Annotated in this window: 23 protein-coding genes and 1 pseudogene; 12 read left to right on the top strand and 12 right to left on the bottom strand. The window is 70.0% G+C overall.

Features of this window, described 5'->3' with window-relative positions:
- The first annotated feature begins 27 nt into the window (after window positions 1-27).
- From ABD830_RS46050 to ABD830_RS46040, 3 genes are all read left to right on the top strand, one after another.
- Window positions 28-1,194: a L,D-transpeptidase gene (locus tag ABD830_RS46050; RefSeq protein WP_345001536.1), complete on the top strand. Its 1,167-nt coding sequence runs from the start codon at window positions 28-30 to the stop codon at window positions 1,192-1,194.
- 78 nt (window positions 1,195-1,272) lie between these two features.
- On the top strand, window positions 1,273-1,704 hold the full coding sequence (locus ABD830_RS46045; RefSeq protein ID WP_345001534.1) for an NfeD family protein: 432 nt from the start codon (window positions 1,273-1,275) through the stop codon (window positions 1,702-1,704).
- Window positions 1,705-1,707: 3 nt separating this feature from the next.
- Window positions 1,708-2,784, top strand: a complete 1,077-nt coding sequence (locus ABD830_RS46040) for an SPFH domain-containing protein (protein WP_345001532.1) — start codon at window positions 1,708-1,710, stop codon at window positions 2,782-2,784.
- A 53-nt stretch (window positions 2,785-2,837) separates the two neighbouring features.
- On the opposite strand, the gene ABD830_RS46035 is transcribed toward ABD830_RS46040, so the two are convergent.
- From ABD830_RS46035 to ABD830_RS46015, 5 genes and pseudogenes are all read right to left on the bottom strand, one after another.
- The gene (locus tag ABD830_RS46035) at window positions 2,838-3,353 is read right to left on the bottom strand and encodes a hypothetical protein (RefSeq protein ID WP_345001530.1); all 516 of its coding nucleotides are present in this window, start codon (window positions 3,351-3,353) and stop codon (window positions 2,838-2,840) included.
- 361 nt (window positions 3,354-3,714) lie between these two features.
- Window positions 3,715-4,305 carry a hypothetical protein gene (locus ABD830_RS46030; protein ID WP_345001528.1) on the bottom strand — a complete coding sequence of 197 codons (591 nt, stop codon included), beginning with the start codon at window positions 4,303-4,305 and terminating at the stop codon, window positions 3,715-3,717.
- Window positions 4,302-4,880: an RNA polymerase sigma factor gene (locus ABD830_RS46025; protein WP_345001526.1), complete on the bottom strand. Its 579-nt coding sequence runs from the start codon at window positions 4,878-4,880 to the stop codon at window positions 4,302-4,304. Before ABD830_RS46025 ends, ABD830_RS46030 begins: the two co-directional genes overlap by 4 nt.
- A 68-nt stretch (window positions 4,881-4,948) precedes the next feature.
- Window positions 4,949-5,602, bottom strand: a pseudogene (locus tag ABD830_RS46020) (Gfo/Idh/MocA family protein); the annotation flags it as partial.
- 18 nt (window positions 5,603-5,620) lie between these two features.
- On the bottom strand, window positions 5,621-6,118 hold the full coding sequence (locus ABD830_RS46015; protein ID WP_345001523.1) for a Gfo/Idh/MocA family protein: 498 nt from the start codon (window positions 6,116-6,118) through the stop codon (window positions 5,621-5,623).
- Window positions 6,119-6,376: 258 nt separating this feature from the next.
- Here ABD830_RS46015 and tdh point away from each other — a divergent pair, with 258 nt between their 5' ends.
- Genes tdh through ABD830_RS45990 form a run of 5 tightly spaced genes read left to right on the top strand, consistent with a single transcriptional unit; the run spans window position 6,377 to window position 10,965 of the window.
- A complete protein-coding gene (tdh, locus tag ABD830_RS46010; protein WP_345001521.1) occupies window positions 6,377-7,474 on the top strand; it encodes an L-threonine 3-dehydrogenase in 1,098 nt (365 codons plus the stop codon).
- A complete protein-coding gene (locus tag ABD830_RS46005) occupies window positions 7,474-8,643 on the top strand; it encodes a glycine C-acetyltransferase (RefSeq protein WP_345001518.1) in 1,170 nt (389 codons plus the stop codon). Before tdh ends, ABD830_RS46005 begins: the two co-directional genes overlap by 1 nt.
- 40 nt (window positions 8,644-8,683) lie before the next feature.
- Window positions 8,684-9,586, top strand: coding sequence for a LysR family transcriptional regulator (locus ABD830_RS46000; RefSeq protein WP_345001516.1), 903 nt, complete (start codon window positions 8,684-8,686; stop codon window positions 9,584-9,586).
- Between the two features lie 27 nt (window positions 9,587-9,613).
- Window positions 9,614-9,748 carry a hypothetical protein gene (locus tag ABD830_RS45995; RefSeq protein ID WP_345001514.1) on the top strand — a complete coding sequence of 45 codons (135 nt, stop codon included), beginning with the start codon at window positions 9,614-9,616 and terminating at the stop codon, window positions 9,746-9,748.
- A 23-nt stretch (window positions 9,749-9,771) separates the two neighbouring features.
- Complete coding sequence (locus ABD830_RS45990) at window positions 9,772-10,965, top strand: MFS transporter (RefSeq protein WP_345001511.1); 1,194 nt, start codon at window positions 9,772-9,774, stop codon at window positions 10,963-10,965.
- On the opposite strand, the gene ABD830_RS45985 is transcribed toward ABD830_RS45990, so the two are convergent.
- Together ABD830_RS45985 and ABD830_RS45980 are read right to left on the bottom strand one after the other, a co-directional pair.
- Complete coding sequence (locus ABD830_RS45985; protein WP_345001509.1) at window positions 10,951-12,669, bottom strand: GTPase family protein; 1,719 nt, start codon at window positions 12,667-12,669, stop codon at window positions 10,951-10,953. The genes ABD830_RS45990 and ABD830_RS45985 overlap by 15 nt on opposite strands.
- The gene (locus ABD830_RS45980; RefSeq protein WP_345001507.1) at window positions 12,666-14,357 is read right to left on the bottom strand and encodes a GTPase family protein; all 1,692 of its coding nucleotides are present in this window, start codon (window positions 14,355-14,357) and stop codon (window positions 12,666-12,668) included. Before ABD830_RS45980 ends, ABD830_RS45985 begins: the two co-directional genes overlap by 4 nt.
- A gap of 188 nt (window positions 14,358-14,545) precedes the next feature.
- Here ABD830_RS45980 and ABD830_RS45975 point away from each other — a divergent pair, with 188 nt between their 5' ends.
- Complete coding sequence (locus ABD830_RS45975) at window positions 14,546-15,433, top strand: IS5 family transposase (RefSeq protein WP_378521066.1); 888 nt, start codon at window positions 14,546-14,548, stop codon at window positions 15,431-15,433.
- 24 nt (window positions 15,434-15,457) lie between these two features.
- Here the strand turns inward: ABD830_RS45975 and ABD830_RS45970 are convergent, their stop codons facing one another.
- The 5 genes from ABD830_RS45970 to ABD830_RS45950 all read right to left on the bottom strand — a co-directional run bounded on the left by ABD830_RS45970 (window position 15,458) and on the right by ABD830_RS45950 (window position 19,934).
- Window positions 15,458-16,135, bottom strand: coding sequence for a response regulator transcription factor (locus tag ABD830_RS45970; protein ID WP_345002255.1), 678 nt, complete (start codon window positions 16,133-16,135; stop codon window positions 15,458-15,460).
- Between the two features lie 44 nt (window positions 16,136-16,179).
- Complete coding sequence (locus ABD830_RS45965; protein WP_345001505.1) at window positions 16,180-17,592, bottom strand: sensor histidine kinase; 1,413 nt, start codon at window positions 17,590-17,592, stop codon at window positions 16,180-16,182.
- Entirely contained in the window at window positions 17,592-18,284 is a 693-nt protein-coding gene (locus ABD830_RS45960) for a response regulator transcription factor (protein WP_345001503.1), read from the bottom strand. Before ABD830_RS45960 ends, ABD830_RS45965 begins: the two co-directional genes overlap by 1 nt.
- Before the next feature lie 17 nt (window positions 18,285-18,301).
- Window positions 18,302-19,492: an L-2-hydroxyglutarate oxidase gene (gene lhgO / locus ABD830_RS45955; protein ID WP_345001501.1), complete on the bottom strand. Its 1,191-nt coding sequence runs from the start codon at window positions 19,490-19,492 to the stop codon at window positions 18,302-18,304.
- A gap of 67 nt (window positions 19,493-19,559) precedes the next feature.
- The gene (locus tag ABD830_RS45950) at window positions 19,560-19,934 is read right to left on the bottom strand and encodes a hypothetical protein (RefSeq protein WP_345001498.1); all 375 of its coding nucleotides are present in this window, start codon (window positions 19,932-19,934) and stop codon (window positions 19,560-19,562) included.
- Between the two features lie 156 nt (window positions 19,935-20,090).
- Here ABD830_RS45950 and ABD830_RS45945 point away from each other — a divergent pair, with 156 nt between their 5' ends.
- The 3 genes from ABD830_RS45945 to ABD830_RS45935 all read left to right on the top strand — a co-directional run bounded on the left by ABD830_RS45945 (window position 20,091) and on the right by ABD830_RS45935 (window position 24,878).
- Window positions 20,091-20,651, top strand: a complete 561-nt coding sequence (locus ABD830_RS45945) for an RNA polymerase sigma factor (RefSeq protein ID WP_345001496.1) — start codon at window positions 20,091-20,093, stop codon at window positions 20,649-20,651.
- Window positions 20,648-21,328, top strand: a complete 681-nt coding sequence (locus ABD830_RS45940) for a hypothetical protein (protein WP_345001494.1) — start codon at window positions 20,648-20,650, stop codon at window positions 21,326-21,328. The genes ABD830_RS45945 and ABD830_RS45940 overlap by 4 nt, the downstream gene beginning before the upstream one ends.
- Window positions 21,329-21,698: 370 nt before the next feature.
- On the top strand, window positions 21,699-24,878 hold the full coding sequence (locus ABD830_RS45935; protein WP_345001491.1) for a S8 family serine peptidase: 3,180 nt from the start codon (window positions 21,699-21,701) through the stop codon (window positions 24,876-24,878).
- The last annotated feature ends 27 nt before the right edge of the window (window positions 24,879-24,905 follow it).

The following is a 24,905-nucleotide window of genomic DNA, read 5'->3' as shown; positions in this document are numbered from 1 at the left end:
CCCCTCCCTCGTACCCTCAGGAGTGACATGCGGCAGGCGGTGCTGACTTGTGTCACCTTGCTCCTCCTGGCCTGCGGTTGCACGTCCGTGACGGCGGGGACCCCGTCCTCGCCGCCGGTCGTGCAGGTCTCGCCGGCCTTCGACGCCAGGCGGGCCCGCACCGACCGCGGCCTGGTGATCAGGTCGCTCGGCGGCACGCTCGACCGGGTGCTGGTCTCCGTGGGCGGAGAGCAGGTGCCGGGGCGGCTCGACGGCTCCCGTACGATCTGGCACTCGGCCTGGACGCTCAAGCCCGCGGCCGAATACACGGTGACCGCCACGGCCCAGGGCGCCCGCGGCCCGGCCACGGTGGCGATGGGCCGCTTCCGCACCCGCCCGGTCGAGCACACCTTCCAGGTGGCCTCGACGACGCCGCTGCCGGGCGAGACGGTCGGCGTCGGCATGCCGGTCATCATCGACTTCGACAGCCCGATAGCGGACAAGGCGGCCGTCGAGCGGACGCTGGAGGTCAAGGCGGAGCGCCCGGTCGAGGGCGCGTGGCGGTGGACCAGTGACACCCAGGTGATCTACCGCACCCACCGCTTCTGGACCCCGCACCAGCGGGTCACGGTCACCGCGCATCTGGCCGGCGTACGCGCGGGCGCGGGCCTCTACGGCGCCACCGACTCCACCTTCTCCTTCACCGTCGGCCGCGCGCAGATCAGCGTCATCAACACGAGGACCCACCAGATGCGCGTCCGCCGCGACGGTGCGATCGTGCAGCGGATGGCCATCAGCGCGGGCATGGCCACCACTCCCGAATACACCACGACCAGCGGCATCCACCTGACCATGGACAAGGGCGACCCGGTCCGCATGATCTCCCCGGGGCGCGTCAAAGGCGAGCCCGGCTATTACGACGTGATGATCGACCATGCGGTACGCATTTCCAACAGCGGCGAATATGTGCACGCCAAGGACAATGTGTGGGCACAGGGCCGGGCAAACGTCAGCCACGGCTGCATCAACGCCAGGCCTGACCAGGCGGCCTGGTTCTACGACGGCTCGCTGCGCGGCGACCCGGTCACGATCATCGGCACCGACCGTGAACTCGAATGGAGCAACGGATGGGGTTTCTGGCAGCTGTCGTGGGAGAGATGGCGGCAAGGGAGCGCCCGGCCCTACGTCGATCCCGCAGGTGACCGGGTGCCGTAAGGATGATTCCAGGATTACGGTAGAGAAGGGGGAACCAGTTACAGACACAGGCCCGTTGTCCCATCAGGAGGGCCGGACATGGCAGATTGGATCGTCTGGGTAATCCTCGCGGTAGTCCTCGGGGTGGCCGAGATATTCACCCTCACGGCCTCGCTCGGACTGCTGGGCGCGGCCGCTCTTCTGACCGCCGCCACCGCGGCCATCGGATTGCCCGTCCCCCTGCAACTGCTCTGCTTCGCGGTCTCGTCCGCGACCGGCCTGCTGGTGCTCAGGCCCATCGCGATGCGCCACATCAGGCAGCCGCCGCTGCAGCGGTTCGGCGTGGAAGCACTGGTCGGCAAGCCCGCCTACGTCGTCTCAGAGGTGACGGGCCGCGACGGTCGCGTACGCATCGGGGGCGAGGAGTGGTCGGCACGCGCCTACGACGAGACGCTGGTGATCCCCGAGGGAGCGACCGTCGACATCATCGAGATCGAAGGGGCGACAGCCCTCGTCTATCCCCGGGAGTGACTCATGGATCCACTGTTGCTGGTCGGACTCCTGATCATACTGTTCGCCGTGTTCACCGTGCTCAAGGCCGTACGGATCGTCCCGCAGGCGCGGGCACGCAACGTGGAGCGACTCGGCCGTTACCACCGCACGCTCAAGCCGGGTCTCAATTTCGTCATCCCGTACATCGACCGCGTCTACCCCATGATCGACCTGCGCGAGCAGGTCGTCTCCTTCCGGCCGCAGCCCGTCATCACCGAGGACAACCTCGTCGTCGAGATCGACACGGTCCTCTACTTCCAGGTCACCGACCCGCGGGCGGCGGCGTACGAGATCGCCAACTACATCCAGGCCGTCGAGCAGCTGACCGTCACCACACTGCGTAACGTGGTCGGCTCCATGGACCTGGAGAAGACGCTGACCTCGCGCGACACCATCAACAGCCAGCTGCGCGGGGTGCTCGACGAGGCCACCGGCAAGTGGGGCATCCGCGTCAACCGCGTCGAGATCAAGGCCATCGACCCGCCCAAGACCATCAAGGACGCGATGGAGAAGCAGATGCGGGCCGAGCGCGACAAGCGCGCCGCGATCCTCACGGCCGAGGGCCAGCGGCAGTCGCAGATCCTCACGGCCGAGGGCGACAAGCAGAGCCGCATCCTCCGCGCCGAGGGCCAGCGCACGGCGGCCATCCTGGAGGCCGAGGGCCAGTCGCGCGCCATCGACCAGGTCTTCCAGGCGGTCCACCGCAACGACCCCGACCCGAAGCTGCTGGCGTACCAGTATCTGCAGGTGCTGCCGCAGCTGGCACAGGGTGACGGCAACACGTTCTGGGTGATCCCGAGCGAGGTCACCTCGGCGCTGCAGGGGGTCTCGAAGGCGTTCACGGAGGCCCTGCCCAGGTCGGCGGCCACGCGCGAGGAGGTGCCCGAGACGTCGCAGACGGACGAGGAGGTGCTCAAGGCGTCGGAGGCGGCCGCCGAGGCGGTCGCGGACGCCCAGGAGGCGGAGAGCCCCAGCGGGCCGCGCCAGCTCACGCAGGGCGTCCAGGAGCCGTCGCCGTTCCCCGAGGTGGACCGGGAGCCTAAGGAGGCCGAGCGCTGATTTTGTTCCCGGCGGACGGCAGGTCGGTTGAGGGGTGAGCCGTCCGCCGGGGATCAGCAGGCGATCTCGTAGAGGTGACCCACCTGGGCCTGCTGGTGAGTCTCCCTGGCGCGGCAGGCCAGTTTGACCGCGGCGTCGGCGATGACGATGTCGCGGTTCACCGACGGGATGTCGTCGCCCATCGTGGTGCGCAACCACTCCGAGATTTCGGCCCAGGAGTAGAGGCTGATGTTGTCGGCCTCGATCAGCGGCTTCGGGAAACCCCCGGGACCGCGCTGCCCTGTCGCTAGCTGCCGCAGGCTGGCCTGCGTACGGCCCCCGTGGCGGCGCGCCGCGTCTCCCAGCGTCACCCCGTCGTCCTCGCCCACGCCGGTCGCCCAGAGACCCGGGACCGTCCTGATCTGGAGGAGAACGGATTCGATCGCGTCCATCAGGGTCTCCGCCTCACGGTCGCAGTGGAGGTAGGTGCCCCCGATCGAGCAGTCGTCGAGACCGGCCTCGTAGAGCACATCCAGCTCTTCGTCGATGGGTTCGCGGTTCAGAGTGATGCTGAAGTCCCACTCGATCATGACTCCTCCTCGCTCTTGGCGCACACCGCATGCTTACCGACCCATTTGAGAATGTCTCTCGCGTGGTTGCCCGGGTTTCGCGGCGTGCACCAGATTGTGTACGGATCGCGTCCGCAGACGCAGTCGGCCCTTCCCCAGCGGTGACCGTTGTGGGTCTCCACCAAGGTCAACCACCCGATCTTGCGGATCGCCTTGAGGGCCGCGTTGATCTCGTTGTGTTGGTGTCTTCCTTTTCCGACCATGTAGCAAGCTTGCAACAGTGTTGCACAGTTAGAACGGCGATTCCAACCCTGGAGTCCCCACTAATGACAACGGCGCCCACCGCACACGAGCGTGCGGCGGGCGCCGTCGTTTCACCTGGTCAGTGCGACAGTGGTGCGTCCTGGGTGTCCACCAGCGTGCAGTCGGCGATCGGGCCTTCGCCCACGCGGGCCCAGATGCCCGCCACGACGCCGCCCCCAACCTCACTGACGCTGAACTCCAGCACCCCCGTCTGGCCCGGCTTGATCACGCGCGGGTCGATGAGGAAGCCCGGCTCCGAGCCCTCCGTCGGCTCCCAGCCCTTCGGGTTCGGGAAGACCGCCAGCGGCGCCTCCTCCTGGCTGAGGAAGTGGCTGCTACGCGGCTGCGGGCTGCACTTCTTGCCGTGGGGGATGTAGTCCACCACCACGTTCGCCCCCATGGTCTGCAGGTCCGCCTGGAGCTTCTTCGGATCCTTGGCCTCGTTGATGGTGATCTGGATGAGGCCGTTGGGGCCCCTGGTCACCGCGTACGCGGGAGTGCCGCCCAGGAACAGCGGGACGGCCACCGCGGCGGCGGCCGCCAGCCCCGCGACGGGGGCCAGGACGGTGAGGCGCCTCCACGTGGGCTTGCGGTCGATCTCGGTCATGACGAACTCCTTGAGCAGTCGGTGACGGCCCTCGGGAAGATCGCGTTCGGCCGGCCAGTTCATCGGATCTCCTCCTTCTCGGGGCCGAGGTCACCTACTACCTGTCGGGGATCCGGGGGCGGTTCCCGATCCGCGAGCTTCTTCCTGGCCCGCGACAGCCGGGACTTCACGGTTCCCACCGGGACGCCGAGCGCCTCGGCCGCCTGGGCGTAGTCGAGACCGGCCCACACGCACAGCGCGAACACGTCCTGCTCCTGGCGGCGCAGCCGCCCGTACGCCTGCCGCACCGCCGCCAGGCGCTCGGCGTCGTCGATGCGGCCCACGACCTCGTCGGCGAAGTCCGGCACCTCCTCGCCCCGGGGCAGCCGGGCCAGGGCGTCGTCGTGCCTGCGGGCGGCCCGGCGCACGTTCCGGGCGACGTTGGTGGCGATACCGAGGAGCCAGGGCCGCAGCGAGCCGCCCTCGGGGTCGATCCGCTGCCGTAATCGCCAGGCTTCGAGGAACGTCAGCGCCATCACGTCCTCGGCCGTGGACCAGTTGGCGGTCAGGCGGAAGGCATGGTTGTAGACGGATTTCGCGCAGTCGTCGAAGAGCTCGCCGAACGCCGCCTTGTCCCCGCCGCGTATGCGGGCACGCATCGACATATCCACATCTGTCTACTGTCCGCAGGACGCGGCCGGGTTCCGCGGCACTCAGCGTATTCCGGTCAGCCCTGCCCGGCGTCGAAGTACGCGGCCAGCTCAGGATCCAGCGGCGGCACGTCGTACGGCATGCCCCCGTTCCGCAGCGACATCGTGGCCATGTAGCCGGCCGCCACGCTCATCCTGGCCGCCACCGGAGAGGTGTCCGTCGCGCCGCCATCGCGGACGAACCGGCAGAACTCCGCCATGATCTGCGCGTCCGCGCCTCCGTGCGACCCCTCCGCGAGTGGCACCTTGTACGCGATGTCGCAGTCGTCCCGGTAGGCCGTGGGGCCCGTGTTCCACACCTTGACCGTGTCGCCCGGCCCGTCGCCGAAGTTCTCCAGGCGGCCCTCCGTGCCGATGACCGTGTAGTTGCGCACGTAGTCGGGGGTGAAGTGGCACTGCTGGTAGGCGGCGATGACGCCGTTGTCGAGCCGCATGTTCATGACCGACACGTCCTCGACGTCCACGACGTGGTGCAGGCCGGTGCGTGAGACCGGCGGCCACTCGTACTCCTGGAGCCACCCGTCGGGCCGCGGCGTGCCGGGCGCGCGGCGCGGCAGGTCGCCGTAGACCATGAGGTCGCCGAACGCGTTCACCCTGGAGGTGTAGCCGCCGGCCAGCCAGTGGATCACGTCCAGGTCGTGCGCCGCCTTCTGCAGCAGCAGGCCCGTGGTGCGGGTGCGGTCGGCGTGCTAGTCCTTGAAGTAGTAGTCGCCGCCGTACGACACGAAGTGGCGCACCCAGACGGTCTTCGGCTCGCCGATGACGCCCTTGCGGATGATGTCGCGCATGAGCCGTACCACGCCCATGTGACGCATGTTGTGCCCCACGTACAGGCGGGTGCCGGTGTCGCGGGCGGCGCGCAGGATGTTGTCGCAGCCCTCCACCGTGATCGCCATCGGCTTCTCCAGGTAGACGGGCTTGCCGGCCTGGAGGCAGTCGACGGCGATGGCCTCGTGGGTGTCGTCGGGGGTGTTGACGATGATCGCGTCGAGGTCGCGCCGGGCGAGCAGCTCGCGGTGGTCCCCGGTCAGGAACCCGGCCTCGAACCTCCCCGCCTGCCGCTTGAGCACCGCCGGGTCGGAGTCGCACAGGGCGGTCACGACCGAGCCCCCGCCCGGCCGGTGCGCGTGCAGGGCGAGGCTCGTACGCAGGCCGAGGCCGATGACGCCGATGCGCAGGTCTTCCACTGGTACGTGTGTCCTTTCTCCGATCAGCCGCAGCCGGCCCAGGCTAGTACCTATTTATGCAAATAACTAGCGCAAATCGCGCAGCTATGAGCACAGCCCCTGCACCGATGCCGCCGAACCGACACGGCCGTGCGCCGAAGGGGCGGCTTTGCTGCGGCGTGAAGCAGAGCTGTGGGGGCACTTAAGAATCCCTCGATGGACATGCTCGGAGGTGAGCGGGCACAGTGCGTTAGGTTCGGACTAGGGGGAAATGGAGCCATGAAAGCGCTGGTCAAGGAGAAGGCCGAGGCCGGCCTCTGGCTTGTGGACGTGCCGGAGCCGGAGGTGGGCCCCGGCGAGGTGAAGATCCGGGTGCTACGGACCGGCATCTGCGGCACCGACCTGCACATCCGGAAATTTGATGATTGGGCGCGGCAGACTCTGCGGCTTCCGCTGATCGTCGGGCACGAGTTCTGCGGCCACGTGGTCGAAGTGGCGCCGGGCGTCGAGGACGTGGCCGTCGGCGACCTCGTCAGCGGCGAGGGCCACCTCGTGTGCGGCAAGTGCCGCAACTGCATGGCGGGCCGCCGCCACCTGTGCCGCAACACGGTCGGACTCGGGGTCAACAGGAACGGCGCCTTCGCCGAATACGTCACGCTGCCCGCATCCAACGTCTGGGTGCACCGGGTCCCCGTCCACCCCGACGTGGCGGCCATCTTCGATCCGTTCGGGAACGCCGTACACACGGCCCTGTCGTTCCCCTTGGTCGGCGAGGACGTGCTGATCACCGGCGCGGGCCCGATCGGGCTGATGGCCGCGGCCGTGGCCACGCACGTCGGCGCGCGCAACGTGATGATCACCGATGTCAGCGACGAGCGCCTCGACCTGGCCGGCAAGCTCGGCGTCTCTCTCGCCCTGAACGTCTCCAGGTCGTCGATCGCCGACGGCATGCGGCAGCTCCACATGCGCGAGGGCTTCGACGTGGGGCTGGAGATGTCCGGCAACCCCCAGGCCATGCGCGACATGATCGCGAACATGACCCACGGCGGGAAGATCGCCATGCTGGGGCTGCCCGCCGAGGAGTTCGCGATCGACTGGGCGACCGTCGTGACGTCCATGATCACGATCAAGGGTGTGTACGGCCGGGAGATGTACGAGACCTGGTACAACATGTCCGTCCTGCTGGAGAAGGGTCTCGACCTCGCCCCCGTGATCACCGACCGGTTCCCCTACCGAGACTTCGACGCCGCCTTCGACACGGCCGCCAGCGGCCGGACGGGCAAGGTCATCCTGGACTGGAGCGGAGGAGCTTGGCCGGAGAGAGCGAAGCCAACGAAGGCCGAAGCGGCCGCGACCATGAGCAGGAGCGACGCCTGATGTTCACACATGTGCGCGAGCAGTTGCGTACGACGCTCGACGAGATCACCGAGGCCGGGCTGCTCAAGCCGGAGCGCGTGATCACCACCCCGCAGAGCTCGTCGGTGAGCGTGGCCGGGCGCGAGGTCCTGAACTTCTGCGCCAACAACTACCTCGGCCTCGCCGACAACCCCACCGTGGTCGAGGCCGCCAAGGAGGCGCTGGACCGGTGGGGGTTCGGCATGGCGTCCGTACGGTTCATCTGCGGCACCCAGGAGGTGCACAAGGAGCTCGAGACGCGCCTGTCGGACTTTCTCGGCATGGAGGACACCGTCCTCTACAGCTCGTGCTTCGACGCGAACGGCGGCGTCTTCGAGACCCTGCTCGACGCCCAGGACGCGGTGATCTCCGACGCGCTCAACCACGCCAGCATCATCGACGGCATCCGGCTCTCCAAGGCCCAGCGCTTCCGTTACGCCAACCGCGACATGGCCGAGCTGGAGGCCAGGCTGAAGGAGGCGTCGGAGGCGCGGCGGCGGCTGATCGTGACCGATGGCGTGTTCTCCATGGACGGATATCTCGCGCCGTTGCGGGACATCTGCGACCTGGCCGAGCGGTACGACGCCATGGTGATGGTCGACGACTCCCACGCGGTCGGCTTCGTCGGGCCGACCGGTCGTGGCACGCCCGAGCTCCACGGCGTCACCGACCGGATCGACATCATCACCGGCACGCTGGGCAAGGCGCTCGGGGGCGCCAGCGGCGGCTACGTCTCGGCCCGCAAGGAGATCTGCGAGCTGCTGCGGCAGCGCTCCCGCCCGTACCTGTTCTCCAACTCGCTCGCCCCGGTCATCGCCTCGGCGTCGCTGCGCATCCTCGACCTGCTGGAGACCTCGAACGAGGCCCGCGAGCGGCTCCGCTCCAACACCGCGCGCTTCCGCAGCGAGATGACCAAGGCGGGGTTCGACATCCTGCCCGGTGATCACCCGATCGTGCCCGTCATGATCGGCGACGCCGCCGAGGCCGCCGCCATGGCCGATCGCCTGCTCGAGCTGGGCATCTATGTGATCGGCTTCTCCTATCCTGTCGTACCGCACGGCCAGGCCCGGATCCGCGTCCAGCTGTCGGCCGCCCACTCGGAGGAGGACGTGGACCGCGCCGTCCAGGCGTTCATCCAGGCCCGGGGCTGAAGGCGCGTGCTCATGACCGCGGGGTGAGTATTCTCGCTGCGTGATAGACACGCGGCGGCTGCGCACGCTGCGGGCGGTGGCCGACCACGGCACGGTCACCGCCGCCGCGGCCGCGCTGCACCTCACCCCCTCGGCGGTGTCCCAGCAGCTCGTCGCCCTGGAGCACGAGGTGGGACACCGGCTGTTCACCCGTGACGGGCGCGGCGTGCACCTCACCGCCGTCGGCAAGATCATGCTCGGGCATGCCAACGAGGTCCTCGCCCAGCTCGAACGCGCCGAGGCCGAGGTGGCCGCGTACACCACGGGCGAGGCGGGCGAGGTCACCGTGGCCTGCTTCGCCACCGCGATCAGCGCCGTGCTCTCCCCCGCCATCACCGCCCTGCGTGCCACCTCCCCCGGCGTGCGCGTACGCGTGCTGGACGCCGAGGGCGACCACAGCCTGGCCATGCTGCTGGACGGCGAGGCCGACCTGGCGATCACGGTCGAGTACCGGGGCGCGCCCGACGCGGCCGACCGGCGCCTGGCGCGTCTGCCGCTGTACGCCGAGCCGTTCGACCTCGTGCTCCCCCAGGAACACCCGCTGGCGGAGTCGGCCACCCTCGTGTCGCTCTCCGATGCGACCTGGATCGGGCCATATCCGGGCAATCCGGTGCACGACGTGATCACGTTCGCGTGCCGGCAGTCGGGGTTCACTCCGAACCTCGCGCACTGTTCCGACGACTTCCGCGCCGTGGTCGCCCTGGTCGGAGCGGGGGCGGGGGTGGCTCTCGTGCCACGGCTGGCCCTGCGCGACATGGCGCTGACGGGGGTCGCGGTACGCCAGACGCCGGGGCCCGAGCGGCGCGTCTTCGCCGCCATACGCCGGGGAGCCGACGCCCATCCCCTCCTGCGCCCGCTCCTGTCGGCACTGCGCGCGATCGCGGGCTCGCTCGGCACCGACTGAAACATCCCGGCTTATCCGGACATCTCCGTGCCCGACACCTGGCTGGTGAACGGCGGTGTCCTCACCGAACCCGGAGTGGCCAGTGTGATGGCACACACGACCCCGGTGCCGCATAAGTTCATCGACAACCGCAACAAGGCCAACGGCTGCCTCACGTCCTGATCTTCCGGGATAGCGTACGGCGTATGGAGCCGGTGCCGTACCGCAGGTTGCTCGGGCTGCCCGGCGTGCCCGCACAGGCCGTCCTGGGGTTCCTGGCGCAGCTCACCCAGCAGGTCGCGCCTGTCGGGATGGTGCTGGTGGTGCAGGGCTCGAGCGGGTCGCTGGCGCTGGCCGGGGTGACCGCGGCGGCGTTCTCCGTGGGAGCGGGCATGGGCCGGCCGGTGCAGGGGCGGCTCATGGACCGGCGCGGGTCCGGGCCGGTGCTGGCCGCCACTGCGCTGCTGCACGTCGCGGCGCTCGTCGCGCTGGTCGTGGGCGCCGGCCGCTGGCCCTCGTGGATCGTGGTGGCGCTGGCCTGGATGGCGGGGGCCGGGCTGCCGCCGATCTCCGTCAGCATGCGGATCGAGTGGGGCCACCGGATGGCGGGCGAGGGGCGTACGGCCGCCTACAGCCTCGTGTACCTGGTGCAGGATCTGGCCATGCTCCTGGGACCGCTGGCGTTCGGGACGTTGATCGCGATCATGCCCACGTCCGGGGGCACGGCGGTTTCCGGGGCTCCGCTGGGGCTGGTCCTCGTGGCTGTGGCGGCCGGAGCCGGGACGCTGGGCTTCGCCCGCGCGCTGCGGGCCGGGTCCGGCGTGCCCTCGCGGGAGCGGGGGCGGGTGTTCGCGGACCCGCGGATGCCGGTGCTGCTGGCCGTGGTGCTGCTGCTCGGCGGGACGATCGGAGCGCTGCAGGTGGGCGTGCCCGCGCTGGCCGCCGCGCGTGAGGTGCCAGCGGCGACCGGGCCGCTGGTGGCGGCGCTCTCCCTGGGCGGGATCGCGGGGGCCGCCGCCTACGGCGCCCGCTCTTGGCGGTCCGGGGCCGGGGCGCGGATCGTCGGGCTGATGCTGGTGCTCGGCGTGCTGCTGGCGCCGCTGGCGGTGGTGGAGGCGTGGCCGCTGTTCTGGGCGGTGCTGTTCGGCGGCGGGCTGGTGCTCAATCCGGCGCTGACCACGTCTTCGCTGCTGGTGGACGAGCTCGCGCCGGCGGCCCAGGCGGAGGCGTTCGGGTGGATCTCCACGGCCATCGGCGTGGGGGGCGCTCTGGGGTCGGGGGCGGCCGGGGTGATCGGGGAGCGGTTAGGGGCGTCGGCGCCTTTCCTGGCGGCGTCCGGGTTCGCGGTGGTAGGGGCGGGGCTGGCGGTCGTGCTGCTCCGGCCGTCACGTGCCGTCTAGGGCTCGGTTGACTGCCTCGGTGAAGCGGGCGTACCGGTCGAGCTCCGCTCTGACGGGGGCCAGCACGAGCTCGTCGCTCACCTGGCCGATGGCCGTACGCAGAGCTCTGGCCGTACGCCTGGCCCTTCTCCTGCCGCCTGCCCACGCGGCCAGCCGCGACAGCAACGCGATCAGCACGCCGGCGAGTGCTCCGCCCAGCAGCAGCACCGTCGGCCACGGCACCACGCCCACGGTCGGCAGCGGCGGCTGAGGCAGGCGCAGGTAGTCCATCGCGAACAGCCCTCCCAGCCACAGGGCACCGGCGAGCATGGCCGCGAATACCAGCCACTGCAGGGCGTTCACGGCCCGCCACCACCTGGGACGCCTGGTGGCGCGGACGGAGTTCATGGCCACCGCCCGGTCCACCGCGTCGGCCAGTTCCCGGGAACGGGACCGCGCCGCCTGCCGCGCCGCCGCCGCCCACGGGCCGGGCAGGCCCGCCGCGGCCGCCTCGCCGACGTCCCTGATCGCCGTCTCGACCTTCGCCCTCTGTACGGCCGAGGCAGCGGGCACGGACGTACGGCCCACGATCCCCGCTCCCGACGCCGACGGCAGCCGCTCGGCCGCTCCGCCCGACGGCTCGTCCAACGGCTCGCCCGCCAGTTCGCCCTGCGGCTTCGTCGACAGAACGGCGCTCGGACGCGTGCCTGCCGGGACGGTGGTGCCGATGCGCAGTCTGCGCAGCGGGTCGGGCCTGAGCTTCCGTATCCAGCGGGTGACGGGCCACCCCGTGGCCACGACGGCACGGTGCCGATGTCCCTTGGCCACGGCCTCGACCACCAGCGGCACCCCGGCCGCGTCGTACAGCGCGCCGGTGAGCGCCCGGTCCATCCCCACCGTCCGCCCCGCGCCGCCCTCCGCCGGTGCTCCGCCGAGACGGGTGGCGGCGGTGGTGATGTCGGCGGCGAGGCGCGTGGACCAGGACCTGCGGTGGGCGACGCGGTCACCGAGGAGCGAGCGGAGCTCGCCGAGCCCCGCGCCGGTACGGGCGGACACGGCGAGGACCGGGACGCCCGCGAGGCCGTCCTCGTCCAGCAGGCGGCGGAGATCCGCGAGGCAGCGCTCGACGGCATGCGCGGGGAGGCGGTCGGCCTGGTTGAGCACCACCAGCATCACGTCCCGGTGCGCGGCCAGCGGGCGCAGGTAACGCTCGTGAAGGGCGGCGTCGGCGTACTTCTGCGGGTCCACCACCCAGACCAGCAGGTCCACCAGCCCCACCAGGCGGTCCACCTCCAGGCGATGGGAGAGCCGGATGGAGTCGTGGTCAGGCAGGTCCAGGAGGATGAGCCCGGACAGGTCGGGGGCGGGGGCCGTGGAGTGGCGCTGGGGGATGTCCAGCCAGTCCAGCAGCGGGCCGGAGCCCTCGCCGTCCCACAGCGCCGCCTGCGCGGTCGAGGTGGTGGGCCGTACGACACCCACCGCCGCCAGGTCCTCTCCCGCCAGGGCGTTGTAGAGCGAGGACTTGCCGCTGCCCGTCGCACCCGCCAGCGCGGCCACCGTGTGGTCGATCGAGAGGTTGCGGCGCGCCCCGGCCCGTTCCGCGACCTCTCGGGCGCCGGACACCGCCTCCTCGGCCAGCCGCCCCTCGGCCAGCGAGGCCGCCTCGAACAGGGCCGCCAGCCGGGAGTCGAGAGACGGGCCTTCCTTCCTGCGGAGCAGCTTCATGGCTTCTCCATCATCCGGACGCGCTCGGCCGCCACCAGGAGCGCGCTCGCCGTCCCGCTGGGCGGCTCCACCGCCTCCAGCTGGGCCGTGAACCGGTAGGACTCCTCGTCCAGCAGCCTTCGCACCCGATCCCGCAGGTCGGCCCGCGCGGAGACGGTCAGCGTACGCACCGCCTGGTCCCCGAAGACGGCCTCGAGCAGTTTCTGCGACAGCAGGCTCGTCCCGCCCGCGATGCCGACCTCGATCCCGGTCAGCCCGCCCGTCGAGGCGAACGCGGCCAGCATGAGCAGCAGGCCCGCCCCGTTCACCCCGAACGACGCCACGCGGGCGGCCGTCCGCCTCTCCGAACCTTCCTCCCGTACGAGATCCAGCACGAACTCCTGCCAACCGCGGACCGCTGACTCCGAGCGCTTGCCCAGGTCGGGCGAGGCGCGGCCGAGGCGGGCGGCCTCCATGGGGCCGAGCCGTTCCAGCAGGCCGGGACCGCCGGGCGCGGCCGCCCAGCCTTCCAGGGCGCGCTCGGCGGCCCCGTCGGCGGCGCCCCTGATGAGCGCCTCCACGCCGCTCTCCAGGGCGTCCCTGAGCTGGACCTCCGGCATCCGCCCCGTGAAGAAGCCGACGATCCGGTCGCGCAGCCAGCCGACCCGGCTCTCCAGGGAGCGCATGAGGTCGCCGGTGCCGATGAAGTCCTGCCAGCGGGCCAGCACCTCGCCGCGCAGCAGCGACCCGTCACGCATGCCCGCGTCGAAGTCGGCCAGCCCGCCCGCGTACGCGCTCTCCACGATGGAGCGCAGGCCCTCGAAGGCCGCCTGCTGGCGTTCGACGGCCTCGGCCAGCACGGGGACCCGGGTGGCCAGGCTGTCGAGCGCTCCCGACAGTGTCTGGCGTACGACGCGGGATCTCTCCTGGGCGTCGGCGGCCAGCCCGGTGAGCCAGGACGAGACGGGCCGCACGGTCTCCGCAGGCAGCCTGGCCCGCTCGGAGGGGAGCACGGCCTCGGGGACGGTGAACAGCAGGGTGCCTTCGAGGCCGTTCTCGGCGAGGAGCCGGGACAGGTCGCGCGAGACGGGATCGACCGCGTCCAGGGGCACCCGGTCCAGTACGAGGGCCAGGGCGGTGCTGCGTTCGCGGGCGGAGCGCAGGAAGCTCCACGGCACCTCGTCGGCGTAGCGGGCGGCGGTCGTGACGAACAACCACAGATCGGCGGCGGCCAGCAGCTGCGCGGCGAGCTCCCGGTTGGCGACCACCACGGAGTCGATGTCGGGCGCGTCGAGCAGCGCGAGACCGGGACCCAGCGCGTCGGAGGCGACCACCCGCAGCTCTCCGGGTCCGGTGCCGGTGGCACGGGACAGGCCGGGCAGCACGTTCTGGCCCATGAACCAGGCGCGGTCGGCCGGGCTGACCACGAGCGTGGGCACCAGCGTGGTGGGCCGCAGCACGCCGGGCTCGGTCACATCGGCCCCGACCAGCGAGTTGACCAGGGTGGACTTGCCCGCCCCCGTGGACCCGCCGACGACGGCCAGCAGCGGCGCGTCGAGGGCGCGCAGCCGGGGCAGCAGGTAGTCGTCGAGCTGTCCGGCGAGCTCGCGCTGCGCGCGCCGGTCGACCGCCGCCTCGCCGACCGCCAGGGGGAACAGCTCTCGATCCAGCGGACGGCGCAGCGCCTCCAACGCGCCCAGCAGGTCCATGGACTTACGCTACCCACGGTGGGCCGTGTTCAGCGGTCCACCGCAGGCAGCGATTGTTGCGCCTAGGCCGTGTTTCGAAAGATCACGTGTGTGAGGCGTGTCGGTGATCGTTGAACGAAGAGGTCTCCGGTAGGTGGTTCAACGACCAAGAAGAACGAAATACCGGAGACCTCGTGACCAGCGTAGTGGTGACGAGGCGGCACGACCTCACTGATGCGCAGTGGGCGGCGCTGGAGCCGCATCTGCCTGCCGCATCGGGCAAGGGGCGTCCGCCGAAGTGGAGCAAGCGTCAGTTGATCGACGGGATCCGGTGGCGGATCCGGACCGGGGCGCCGTGGCGGGACGTTCCTGCCTGCTACGGCCACTGGTTCACCGTGTATGGCTTGTTCCGGCGCTGGCAGCGGGAGGGGATCTGGGCGCGGATCCTGGCGGCCTTGCAGGCGTGTGCGGACGCCGCCGGGAAGATCGATTGGACGGTGAGCGTGGACTCCACCATCACCCGGGCTCACCAGCACGCGGCCGGAGCACGCCGGGACGGTCACCTGCAAAAGGAACCACCCGGCGGGGTGCACAGCGAGCCGGCCGATCATGGCCTGGGGCGCTCGCGCGGCGGGCTGACCACCAAGACCCATCTGGCTTGCGAGCAGGGCCGCAAGCTGCTGGCTGCGGTGGTGACCGCCGGGCAGCGGGGCGACAGCCCGCAGTTCATACCGGTGCTCGGCAAGATCCGGGTGGCCCGCCTCGGCGGTGGCCGTCCCAGGACCCGCCCGGACCGGGTCCTGGCCGACAAGGCCTACACCAGCAAGGCCAACCGGACTCATCTGCGCCGGCGTGGGATCAAGGCGTGCATTCCGAGCAAGGCCGACCAGGACGCTCACCGGCGAGCCAAGGGATCGAAGGGAGGTCGCCCGCCCGCCTTCGACCCCGCGTTCTACCGGCTGCGTCACGCTGTGGAGTGCGGCATCAACCTGCTCAAAGGCAACCGCGGCATGGCGACCCGTTACGACAAGCTCGCCGTACGCTACGAAGCCGTCGTCATCATCGCTGCGATCAACCAGTGGCTCAATGCCTTATGAAACACGACCTAGGAGGGGCCGCGTTCAGCCTGTGGGCGGCTCTCTCAGCACGTAGCCGACGCTGCGCAGGGTGTGGATGAGACGCGGCTCGACGTCGTCCACCTTGCGTCTGAGGTAGGAGACGTACGACTCGACGACACCCGCGTCACCGCCGAAGTCGTAGTTCCACACGTGGTCCAGGATCTGCGCCTTCGACAGCACGCGGCCCGCGTTGACCATGAAGTAGTGCAGCAGCTTGAACTCCGTCGGCGACAGGCGCACCTGCCGGCCGGCCCGCCACACCTCGCGGGCGTCCTCGTCCAGCTCCAGGTCGGCCACCTTGAGCTTGCTGGCGGGCGCGCCCTCCCCGCGCGTACGCCGCAGCACGGCCCGGATCCTGGCCTGCACCTCCTCCAGGCTGAACGGCTTGGTGACGTAGTCGTCGCCCACCCGCAGCCCGGCGATCTTGTCCTCGGTGTCGCCGCGGGCGGTCAGGAACAGCACGGGCGCGTCGATCCGCTTGGCCACCTCGAACCCGTCCAGGTCCGGCAGCATCACGTCGAGCACCACGAGGTCGGGCGAGGTCCGATCGGCCACCTCGACGGCCTCCTGCCCGTCGGCGGCGGTCAGCACCTCGAACCCGGAGAAGCGCAGGCTGGCGGACAGGAGGTCCCGGATGCTGGGCTCGTCGTCCACCACCATGATCAGCGCCTCGGGTTTCATCACCTACTTAGAGTGACTCAGCGACCTGAGGGTTAGCTGAAGGCTCACTCCAAGGCAAGTGGGAGTTCGACCCGGAAGGTGGAGCCGGCCTCCGGGGAGCTCTCCAGCGTCACCGTGCCGCCGTGGGCGTGGACGAGCGCCTGCACGATGGCCAGGCCGAGCCCGCTGCCCCTGTCCTCGCCGGAACGGCGGCGCGACCTGGCGGAGTCGGCGCGGTAGAAGCGCTCGAAGACGCGCTCGACCTGCTCGGGGGTGAGCCCGGGGCCCTGGTCGACCACCTCGAGGAAGAACGTGTCCGCGCCTGCCCCGGCCCGGAGGATGATCGGTGACCCGGGCTCGGTGTAGATGATCGCGTTGCTGACGAGGTTGCTGATGACCTGGCGCAGGCGTACCTCGTCGCCCGAGACGATCAGGGCCGCGCCGCCGACCACGTCCAGCTTGATGAGCCGGTCGGGCGCGAGGATCCTCGCGTCCTGCACGGCGTCGGCGGCCAGGGCCAGCATGTCCACCGGGCGCATCTTGAGCGGCCGCTGCTGGTCCACTCTGGCCAGCAGCAGCAGGTCGTCCACCAGCAGGCTCATCCGGCCCGCGGCCTTCTCCACGCGCTGCATCAGTTCGGCGGGGTCGGCGCCGGGGTTCTGCCTGGCGTACTCGGCGAACCCGCGGATCGAGGTCAGCGGGGTGCGCAGCTCGTGCGAGGCGTCGCCGACGAACTGGCGCATGCGGTCCTCGGAGCGGCGGGCCGCCGCCTCGGACGCCGACCTCGCCGTGAACGCGGCCTCGATCTGGGCGAGCATCCCGTTCAGCGACCTGGCCAGGCGTCCCACCTCGGTACGCGGGTCGGCGTCCGGTACCCGGCGGCCCAGCTCTCCCTCGGCGATGGCCTCGGCCGTACGCTCGATCTGGCCGAGCGGGCGCATGCTCCGCCGCACGATGGTGACGCCCACGACGGCCAGCAGGAGCAGGATGCCGCCGCCGCCCAGCAGCTCGATGAGCACGAGCCGCCTGGTGATCGCGTCGACCTCCTCCAGGTCCACCGCGACCACGAGCGTGCGCCGCTGCACCGTGCTCTCCAGCACCCGCCACTCACCGTCGCCGCTGATCGCGTGCGTGGTGTACGGATCCGAGCCCGGCGACGGCGACAGCATCGGCTTCGGCTTCGCGTCCACGTCGCGGTCGGTCAGCATCGGCACGAACTGGCCGCCGGGCTCCTTGACGAGGACGATCGCGTCGGACTCGATGAGGATCGGCCGGTCGGTGGTCTCCCTGTCGTTGCGCCAGTCGCTCCTGACCTTCTTGACCATGCGGGCGCTGAGCAGGGTGAGCTGGCTGTCCACCCGATCCAGGAGATAGCCGTGCAGCACCGAGACGCTCACCAGGCCGATGAAGGTCAGCCCGAACCCGAGCAGCGCCACCATCGACGCGATGAGCTTGATCCGCAGCGGCAGGCCGCGCATCAGGGGCTCGGTGGCAGGCGCAGCACGTATCCGACCCCGCGCAGGGTGTGGATGAGCCGGGGGCTGCGGTTGTCGATCTTCCGGCGGAGCACGGACACGTACGACTCGACGATGCCCACCTCGCCCCGGAAGTCGTAGTCCCACACGTGGTCGAGGATCTGCGGCTTGGACAGGACGCGGCCGGCGTTCGTCATGAAGTAGCGCAGCAGCTTGAACTCGGTCGGCGACAGCGCCACCGCGTTGCCTCCGCGCCACACCTCGTGGCTCTCCTCGTCCAGCTCGATGTCGGCGAACGTCAGCCGTGGCGGGGGCACCGGGAGGTCGCCGCTCGTACGGCGCAGGACCGCGTGGATCCTGGCGACCACCTCCTCCAGGCTGAACGGCTTGGTCACGTAGTCGTCGCCGCCGATCGTGAGCCCGCGGATCTTGTCCTCGGTCTCGTCACGGGCGGTGAGGAACACCACGGGCGTGTGCAGCCCGCCGCCGCGCAGCCGCCTGACGATCTCGAAGCCGTCCAGGTCCGGCAGCATCACGTCGAGCACGACGAGATCAGGGCGGTGCCGCTGGACGGCGGCGACGGCGTCGTGGCCGCTCTTGGCGGTGGTCACGTCGAAACCCGCGAACCTCAGGCTGGCGGCGAGCAGCTCGAGGATGTTCGGGTCGTCTTCGACGATCAGTAGGCGTGATTCCATCACGTTCAAGGATGCACTCATCGGACGGGTGCTGGGACAATTCCGGCAATATGCCGGGCAATTGCCAGGCTTGACGTGGCCGCGGGCGAAGGCGCATTGCGTACCAGGACGATGTTTCCGTGCACGTCGACCACGAAGTCGTCGAGCAGGCGGCCGTCCCTGGCGACGGCCTGGGCGCGGACGCCGCCGGGGGCTCGTACGAGGTCGGCGGCGGTGAGCTCGGGAACGTAGCGGCGCGCTCCGTTGAGGAAGGCTTTCTTGACGAAGGAGCCGTAGGCCTCTTTGATCCCGGTACGCCAGTGGGCCATGGCCATGCGCAATGTCCCCGGCCAGCTGAGAATCCGCCCGAAATCACGGATATTTCGCCATTGGTAGCCCTCGTAGGCGAGGGCGAGCACCGCATTCGGCCCGACCAGCACCCGGCCGTCGATCTGCCGCGTCAGATGCACCCCCAGGAATGGGTACCGCGGATCCGGCACCGGATAGATCAGCCCGCGCACCAGGTCCTTCGCCTCACCCCTGAGCGCGTAGAACTCCCCTCTGAACGGGACAATCCGCACATCACCCGGATGCCCCGCCATCTCGGCCACCTTGTCGGTCCCCAGCCCACCGCACACCACCAGGCGGTCGAAGGCGAACTTCCGCTTCGCCGCCACCACCTCGACTTTTCCGGAACGCTCCCTGATCCCCCTGACCGGATGCGCAAGGCGTACAGAACCGCCCATCTCCGCCACGTCGAGCGCGAGCCGGCGTGCGACGGCCGGGAAGTCGCAGATCGCGGTGTACGGCGAGTGGATCGCGCCGACGCCGACCACGTGCGGCTCGATCTCGCGCAGCGCGAGCGCGTCGAGCTCGGCGATGCCGGGCACGCCGTTGGCGCGCGCCCGCTCGGCCAGCGCGCTCAGCAGCGGCCGCTCGGCCTGGTTACTGGCGACGACCAGCTTGCCGACCTCGTCGTACGGCAGCGCGTGCGCGGCGCAGTACTCCTTGAGCAGCGCCACGCCCTCGCGGCACAACCTGGCCTTGAGCGAGCCGGGCGGGTAGTAGATGCCCGCGTGCACGACGCCGCTGTTGTGCCCGGTCTGGTGGGCGCCGACGTGCGGCTCCTTCTCCAGCACGGTCACCTCGGCGCCCCTGGTCCTCGCCAGCTCGCGCGCCACGGCCAGGCCGACGATGCCGGCTCCCACGACCCCGATCTTCTCCGTCACATGACGATTTTCCGCGCTAACCGGCCCTCCCCGCCATATCCATACGAATCCGCGCCTCTTGAGCACCTCATCGGGAGTTGCGCATGGTCGCGGTGAACATGTCGCCACGCAACGCTTGCTCCACAACGGTGATGGAGCGGGCCAGGCGGACCAGACGCGGCCCCTCCTCGCGATAGACGTCGAGCACCGCCTCGACAGCATGAGGAGGGAGCTGACCTTTGAGATCCACCGCGGCACTCCGGTATCCCGCCCGAGCCGCTTCAACCGCCGCGTTCACGTGGTGAAGAGCCATCCTGGCCAAGGCGATCGGGAAGCGTTTCAAGATTTCATAGGCCCTGTAGTCCGGGGGCACGGCATCGAGCAGCCAGGCCACGGCCGAGGTCTCCCAGTCGGGAACGCTGGGTGGACGGACCTCGGGCGGCCACTCCGGCGGCAGATACATGAGTCCATCGTACTCACGTTCGATTCTGAGCCGTGAGGCCGTCGGGACAAGATGCTCTGACGGCGACCTGTCCGTCGAAGCGCACCCGTTCACTCTCATAACGCTTTTCCCGTTGCTGACCAAGAAGGGGTGTAAACGACGAAGGGAGCACGGCCGGTGCGTCGCAGACAGGCCGACATCGCTACGGACCCGGACGCTTTCGAAGCGTTCTACCGCCGCCATGTCGACGCGATCACTTCGTTCCTCGCGCGCAGGGTCGATGATCCGAACACGGTCGCCGACCTGGTGGCGGAGGTCTTTCTCGCGGTGCTCGACTCCGGTCACACCTACCGGCCCGGACTCGGCAGCGAGATCGCGTGGCTGTACGGCGTGGCTCGCAACACCCTCTCGGCCGAGCGGCGGCGGGCGTTCAAGGAGACGAGACTGGCCGACCGCGTAGGCGGACGAAGGCCGCTCGACTCCGACGACGTCGCCGAGCTCGAAGAGCGGATCGACGCGGAGAGCGTGGCCAGGCGGGCCTTCCAGGCCATGGCCGGACTACCGGACGGTGATCGCGCGATGCTCGAACTGGTCGTCATCGACCAGCTCACGATCAGCGAGGCGGCCTCCGCGCTGGGCATCCGGCAGGGCGCCGCCAGGGCCAGACTGCACCGCGCTCGACAGGCGCTCAGGAACGTACCGGAGATGGCTCCCTTCGTCATGGAAGGAACGAGATGAACTTCAAGGAGCACACGCTGATGGAACTCAAAGCCGAAATCGTGGCCCGGAACAAGGCCCGACGCCTGCGCATCAGGCGACGCCTGCTCGCCGGAGGAGCGGTGGCCGCGATCGCGGCGGCAACGGCCGTCGCGGTACCGATCCTGACCGGGTCCGAGACTCCGGCCTACGCGGTCACCAAGAACACCGACGGCACGATCACCTTGAAGATCAACGAGTTCAGGGACCCGGATCAGGTCGAGGAGGACCTGGCGAAACTCGGCGTGACCGCCGACGTCTCCTATGTCAAACCCGGCACCCGGTGTGCCCCCAACCGGGGCGACGCCGATCTCGGCCCCTCGTTCTCCAAGGAGGAGCTCAAGAGCAAGGATCCCGAGGTCCACAAGAGGATCAGGGAAGCGCTCGCGAACTCGGCGAACGGCAAGACGTTCAAGCTGGGCGGCGGGCAGGTGCGGATCAGCCCGCAGTACATCAAGCAGGACCAGACAGCCGTCATGGAGTTCACCGAGAACGCGGACCAGACCTCGGGCCCGGAGAAGCCCAGAGTCCTGTGGGGGTTCAGCGGCTACCTCGTCACCGGCCCGGTCAAGCCCTGCAAGGTCATCGCCGACCCGTCCTGGGACAAGATGCCCGACCCCAAGACGAACCCCGAGGCGTACCCGCCGCCCGGTAGCTGATCCTCGCCGGCGGCGTGGCGGTCGGTGCGCTGGGAACGCACCTGTGAGGCCCGCGGGCGGGCGCATACGCGCTTCCAGTTTGGTCATGGGCCGCACATTCATGCCAGAAGAAGTCGTCTGCGAGCTGATCAGCCAACTGGCCCCCGGCCTGGAGAAGGTCGAACTTGACGGCAGACCCTGGCGTTTCCAAGCCGGGGAAGTGGAACAGCGCAGACAAACAACCTGCACCGACATGGCATCTCCATACTGTCGCCGCCCTGCTCACCGGCGGCTTTCCAGGAAACCCCCGGCGGCGACAGAACCGGTGCGAATCGAGATCCCTTACATCTAGGCGCCCCAAGTCGTCCCTCGGCGCAACGAAGAGGTGTGTATGAATTCAGGCAGTGTGCTGTTGGCCGCGGTTCTGGCCGGAACGGTCGGCGTGGTGGCAACCGGGGCGCCACCCACGCCACCCACGCCACCCAGCCAGACGGGCGGGTCGGGAGGGAGCGTCACTCTCATCACGGGAGACCGCGTGGTGACGGGCGAGGGCCGGTTCAGGGTGGAACCGGGGCCGGGCAGGAAGGTGCGGTACGCCACGCGGTACCGCAAGGGGCATCTCCTGGTCTTACCCTCCGACGCGATGCCGCTGGTGGCCGAAGGGGTGCTGGACGAGCGGCTGTTCGACGTCACCCAGCTCCTGGAGTGGGGGTATGACGACGCACACCGCGGCGACATCCCGTTGATCACGCAGTCGTCCCAGGGGATCGCGCCGGCACCGCAGGCCGCGCGGCAGACCCGGCAGATGTCCAAGCTGGGTATGACCGCCTTACGCGTCCCCAAAGCGAGTGCGAGCGGGACGTGGAAGGACATCGTCTCCGGTCCGCGCGCGCTCTCCGGCGGCAAGAGCAAGATCTGGATCGACGGGCGACGTGCGTTCGCACTGGACCAGAGCACCAAACAGATCGGCGCCACCGAGGCATGGAAGCAGGGCATGACGGGCACCGGGGTAACCGTCGCCGTCCTGGACAGCGGCTACGACCACGACCACCCAGACCTCAAGGGCGTGGTGACCCAGGAGCGGAACTTCTCCGACGATCCGGACACGCAAGACACCTTCGGCCACGGGACCCATGTCGCTTCGATCATCGCCGGCCGCGGGGAGAAGTACCGGGGCGTTGCGCCGGAGGCCAAACTGGCTATCGGCAAGGTGGGCAGCCGGGGCATCACCGATTCCGCCCTGCTGGCAGGCATGGAGTGGGCCGCCACCGAGGTGAAGGCGAAGATCGTCAACATGAGCATCGGCGGGACCGATACCCTCGGAGCCGACCCGTTGGAGCAGGCTATCGACTCGCTGTCGGCGCAGACAGGAACGCTGTTCGTCGTGGCGGCCGGCAACGAGGGCCGTGCCGGGTCGGTGGGCAGTCCCGGCTCCGCGGACGCCGCCCTGACCGTCGGCGCCGTCGACCGGGGAGATCGAATGGCGAGCTTCTCCAGCGCCGGCCCGAGGCTGGGTGACCATGCGATCAAGCCCGAGATCGTCGCCCCCGGTGTCGGCATCGTCGCCGCAGCGGCGGCCGGCACCGCCGACGGGCCATATGTCGCTCGCAGCGGCACCTCCATGGCGACGCCGCACGTGGCCGGAGCCGCCGCGATTCTCGCCCAGCGTCACCCTGACTGGAACGGAGAACGGCTCAAGGAGGCGCTGGTCGGCGCCGCCAAACCGACGGCGGACGACGCCTCCCCCTACCAACAGGGCGCCGGGCGGGTGGACGTGGTCCGCGCGCTGGCACAGCAGGTGATCGCTGTGCCGTCCCACACCTGGGCGTACTTCCCCTGGCGGGACTCAGGCAAGCGGGAGGCGACCGGGACCATCACCTACGTCAACTCCGGTGCCGCTCCCGTCACGCTCGACTTGGCCGGCGGCGGCGACACGGTACGGCTGTCGCCAGGACGGTTGGAGGTGCCCGCCGGAGGGGAGGCGTCGGTCACGCTCACGATCGACGCCACGCAGAAGGCGCCGGGGGACTACCCGGGGATCGTCACCGCCGCCTCCGAGGGCACGGTGATCCGGACGCCGGTCGGTGCCTACGTGGAGCCGGAGATGTACGACATCAAGATCACTGGCATCGACAGGCACGGCGAACCGGCGCTCGGCCAGGGGGAGGCCTACAACCTCGAGACCGGCGACCGCCGGAGCCTGCCGTTCGAGAACGGCGTGGCCAAGGTCCGGCTACCGAAGGGCCACTGGAACGTCTACACGGACCTGATCAACTCTGTTGAGCCGTTCCAGGCCACGACGGCCCACGTCCCCCTGGAGGTCGACGGCGACAAGGACGTGGTGCTGGACGCCCGTAAGGGCAAGCAGGTACGGTTCTCGCTCGACGATCCCACGGCCGTGCCAGACTCCAGGTTCAGCCTCACCATCGCCAACGGATCGTGGTTCTTCGGCTGGTACGCCCCGGGCGACCCCAACACGATCTACTTCGTGCTTCCCACTCGCCAACCCAGCGTGCGCTACATGACCAGCACGGTTTGGTACAAAAAGGATGCCTCGCCCAGCCCGTACCGCTACGACCTCGTCGACTACCGCACCGGCGGCATCCCGGACGACCCGACCTACAGCGCCCGGACGAGGGACCTGGTGAAGGTGACCGCGTCCTACCGGGCGTCCGGCACGCCCGGAACGGGCCAGGTGTTCCTCGGGCCCCGCATGCCGGGGATCGACCTGGGGTCGCAGCTCCCAGGTCCCGCCCTCGACCCGCCCGGCGTCATGACCCACTACCGCACCCCCGGCTTCACCTGGGACACCGAGTTCGACGCCGGCACCTCGACGCTGCTCGGCAGCGACCGCCTCCCGGACCGGCGGCCCCGCAGCGAGGTGTGGAACGCCGCCGTGACCGGTCCCGCGTTCACGGCGCGGGCCGGCGAGCGCACGGGCAACCGGGTGAGCTTCCCGGCCGTACAGCTGTTCAGTGATGGTGTGGCCGGGCGCACCGGCTTCGACACCGCGGCCACCGGAACCGCCACCCTCACCCGAGGCGGCAAGGTGATCGCGAAGAGCGAACTCTCCGCCTGCGCCTCTTGGGATCCGGCCAAGTGCACTCTGGCGGCCGAGCTGCCGGCAGACCCGGCCACCTACACCCTCACGGTGTCCGCGCACAGGCAGTCGCAGGACGTGGCGCTGTCCACGTCGGTGGACACCAGCTGGACGTTCGCCTCGGCGCACACGGAGACCGCCCAGCCGCTGCCGCTGGCGGCGGTCCGCTACGCGCCGGTCGGACTGGACGGCTCCAACCGTGCCAAGCCCGGATCGCTGCTGCGGACCTCTCTCTGGATCGAGAAGAATCCCGGGGCGCCCGAGGCTGCAGTGCGGTCGGTGCAGCTGGAGATGTCCACCGACGACGGCGCGAACTGGCGCCGGGTCCCCGTCGTCCCGTCGGGAATGGGGTGGACGGCGCTGCTCTCCAACCCACGCACCCCGGGATTCGTCTCACTGCGCTCCACCGCGACGGACACCGCCGGTGGCCGCGTCAGCCAGACGATCGCCCGCGCCTACGCCGTCGGATGACGAAAGAGGAACGGGGGCCGGCGTACG

The organism is Nonomuraea helvata, from assembly GCF_039535785.1.
GTDB lineage: Bacteria > Actinomycetota > Actinomycetes > Streptosporangiales > Streptosporangiaceae > Nonomuraea > Nonomuraea helvata.
Note: the sequence above shows the minus strand (reverse complement) of the source record. Positions and strands in the feature narration are given on the sequence as shown.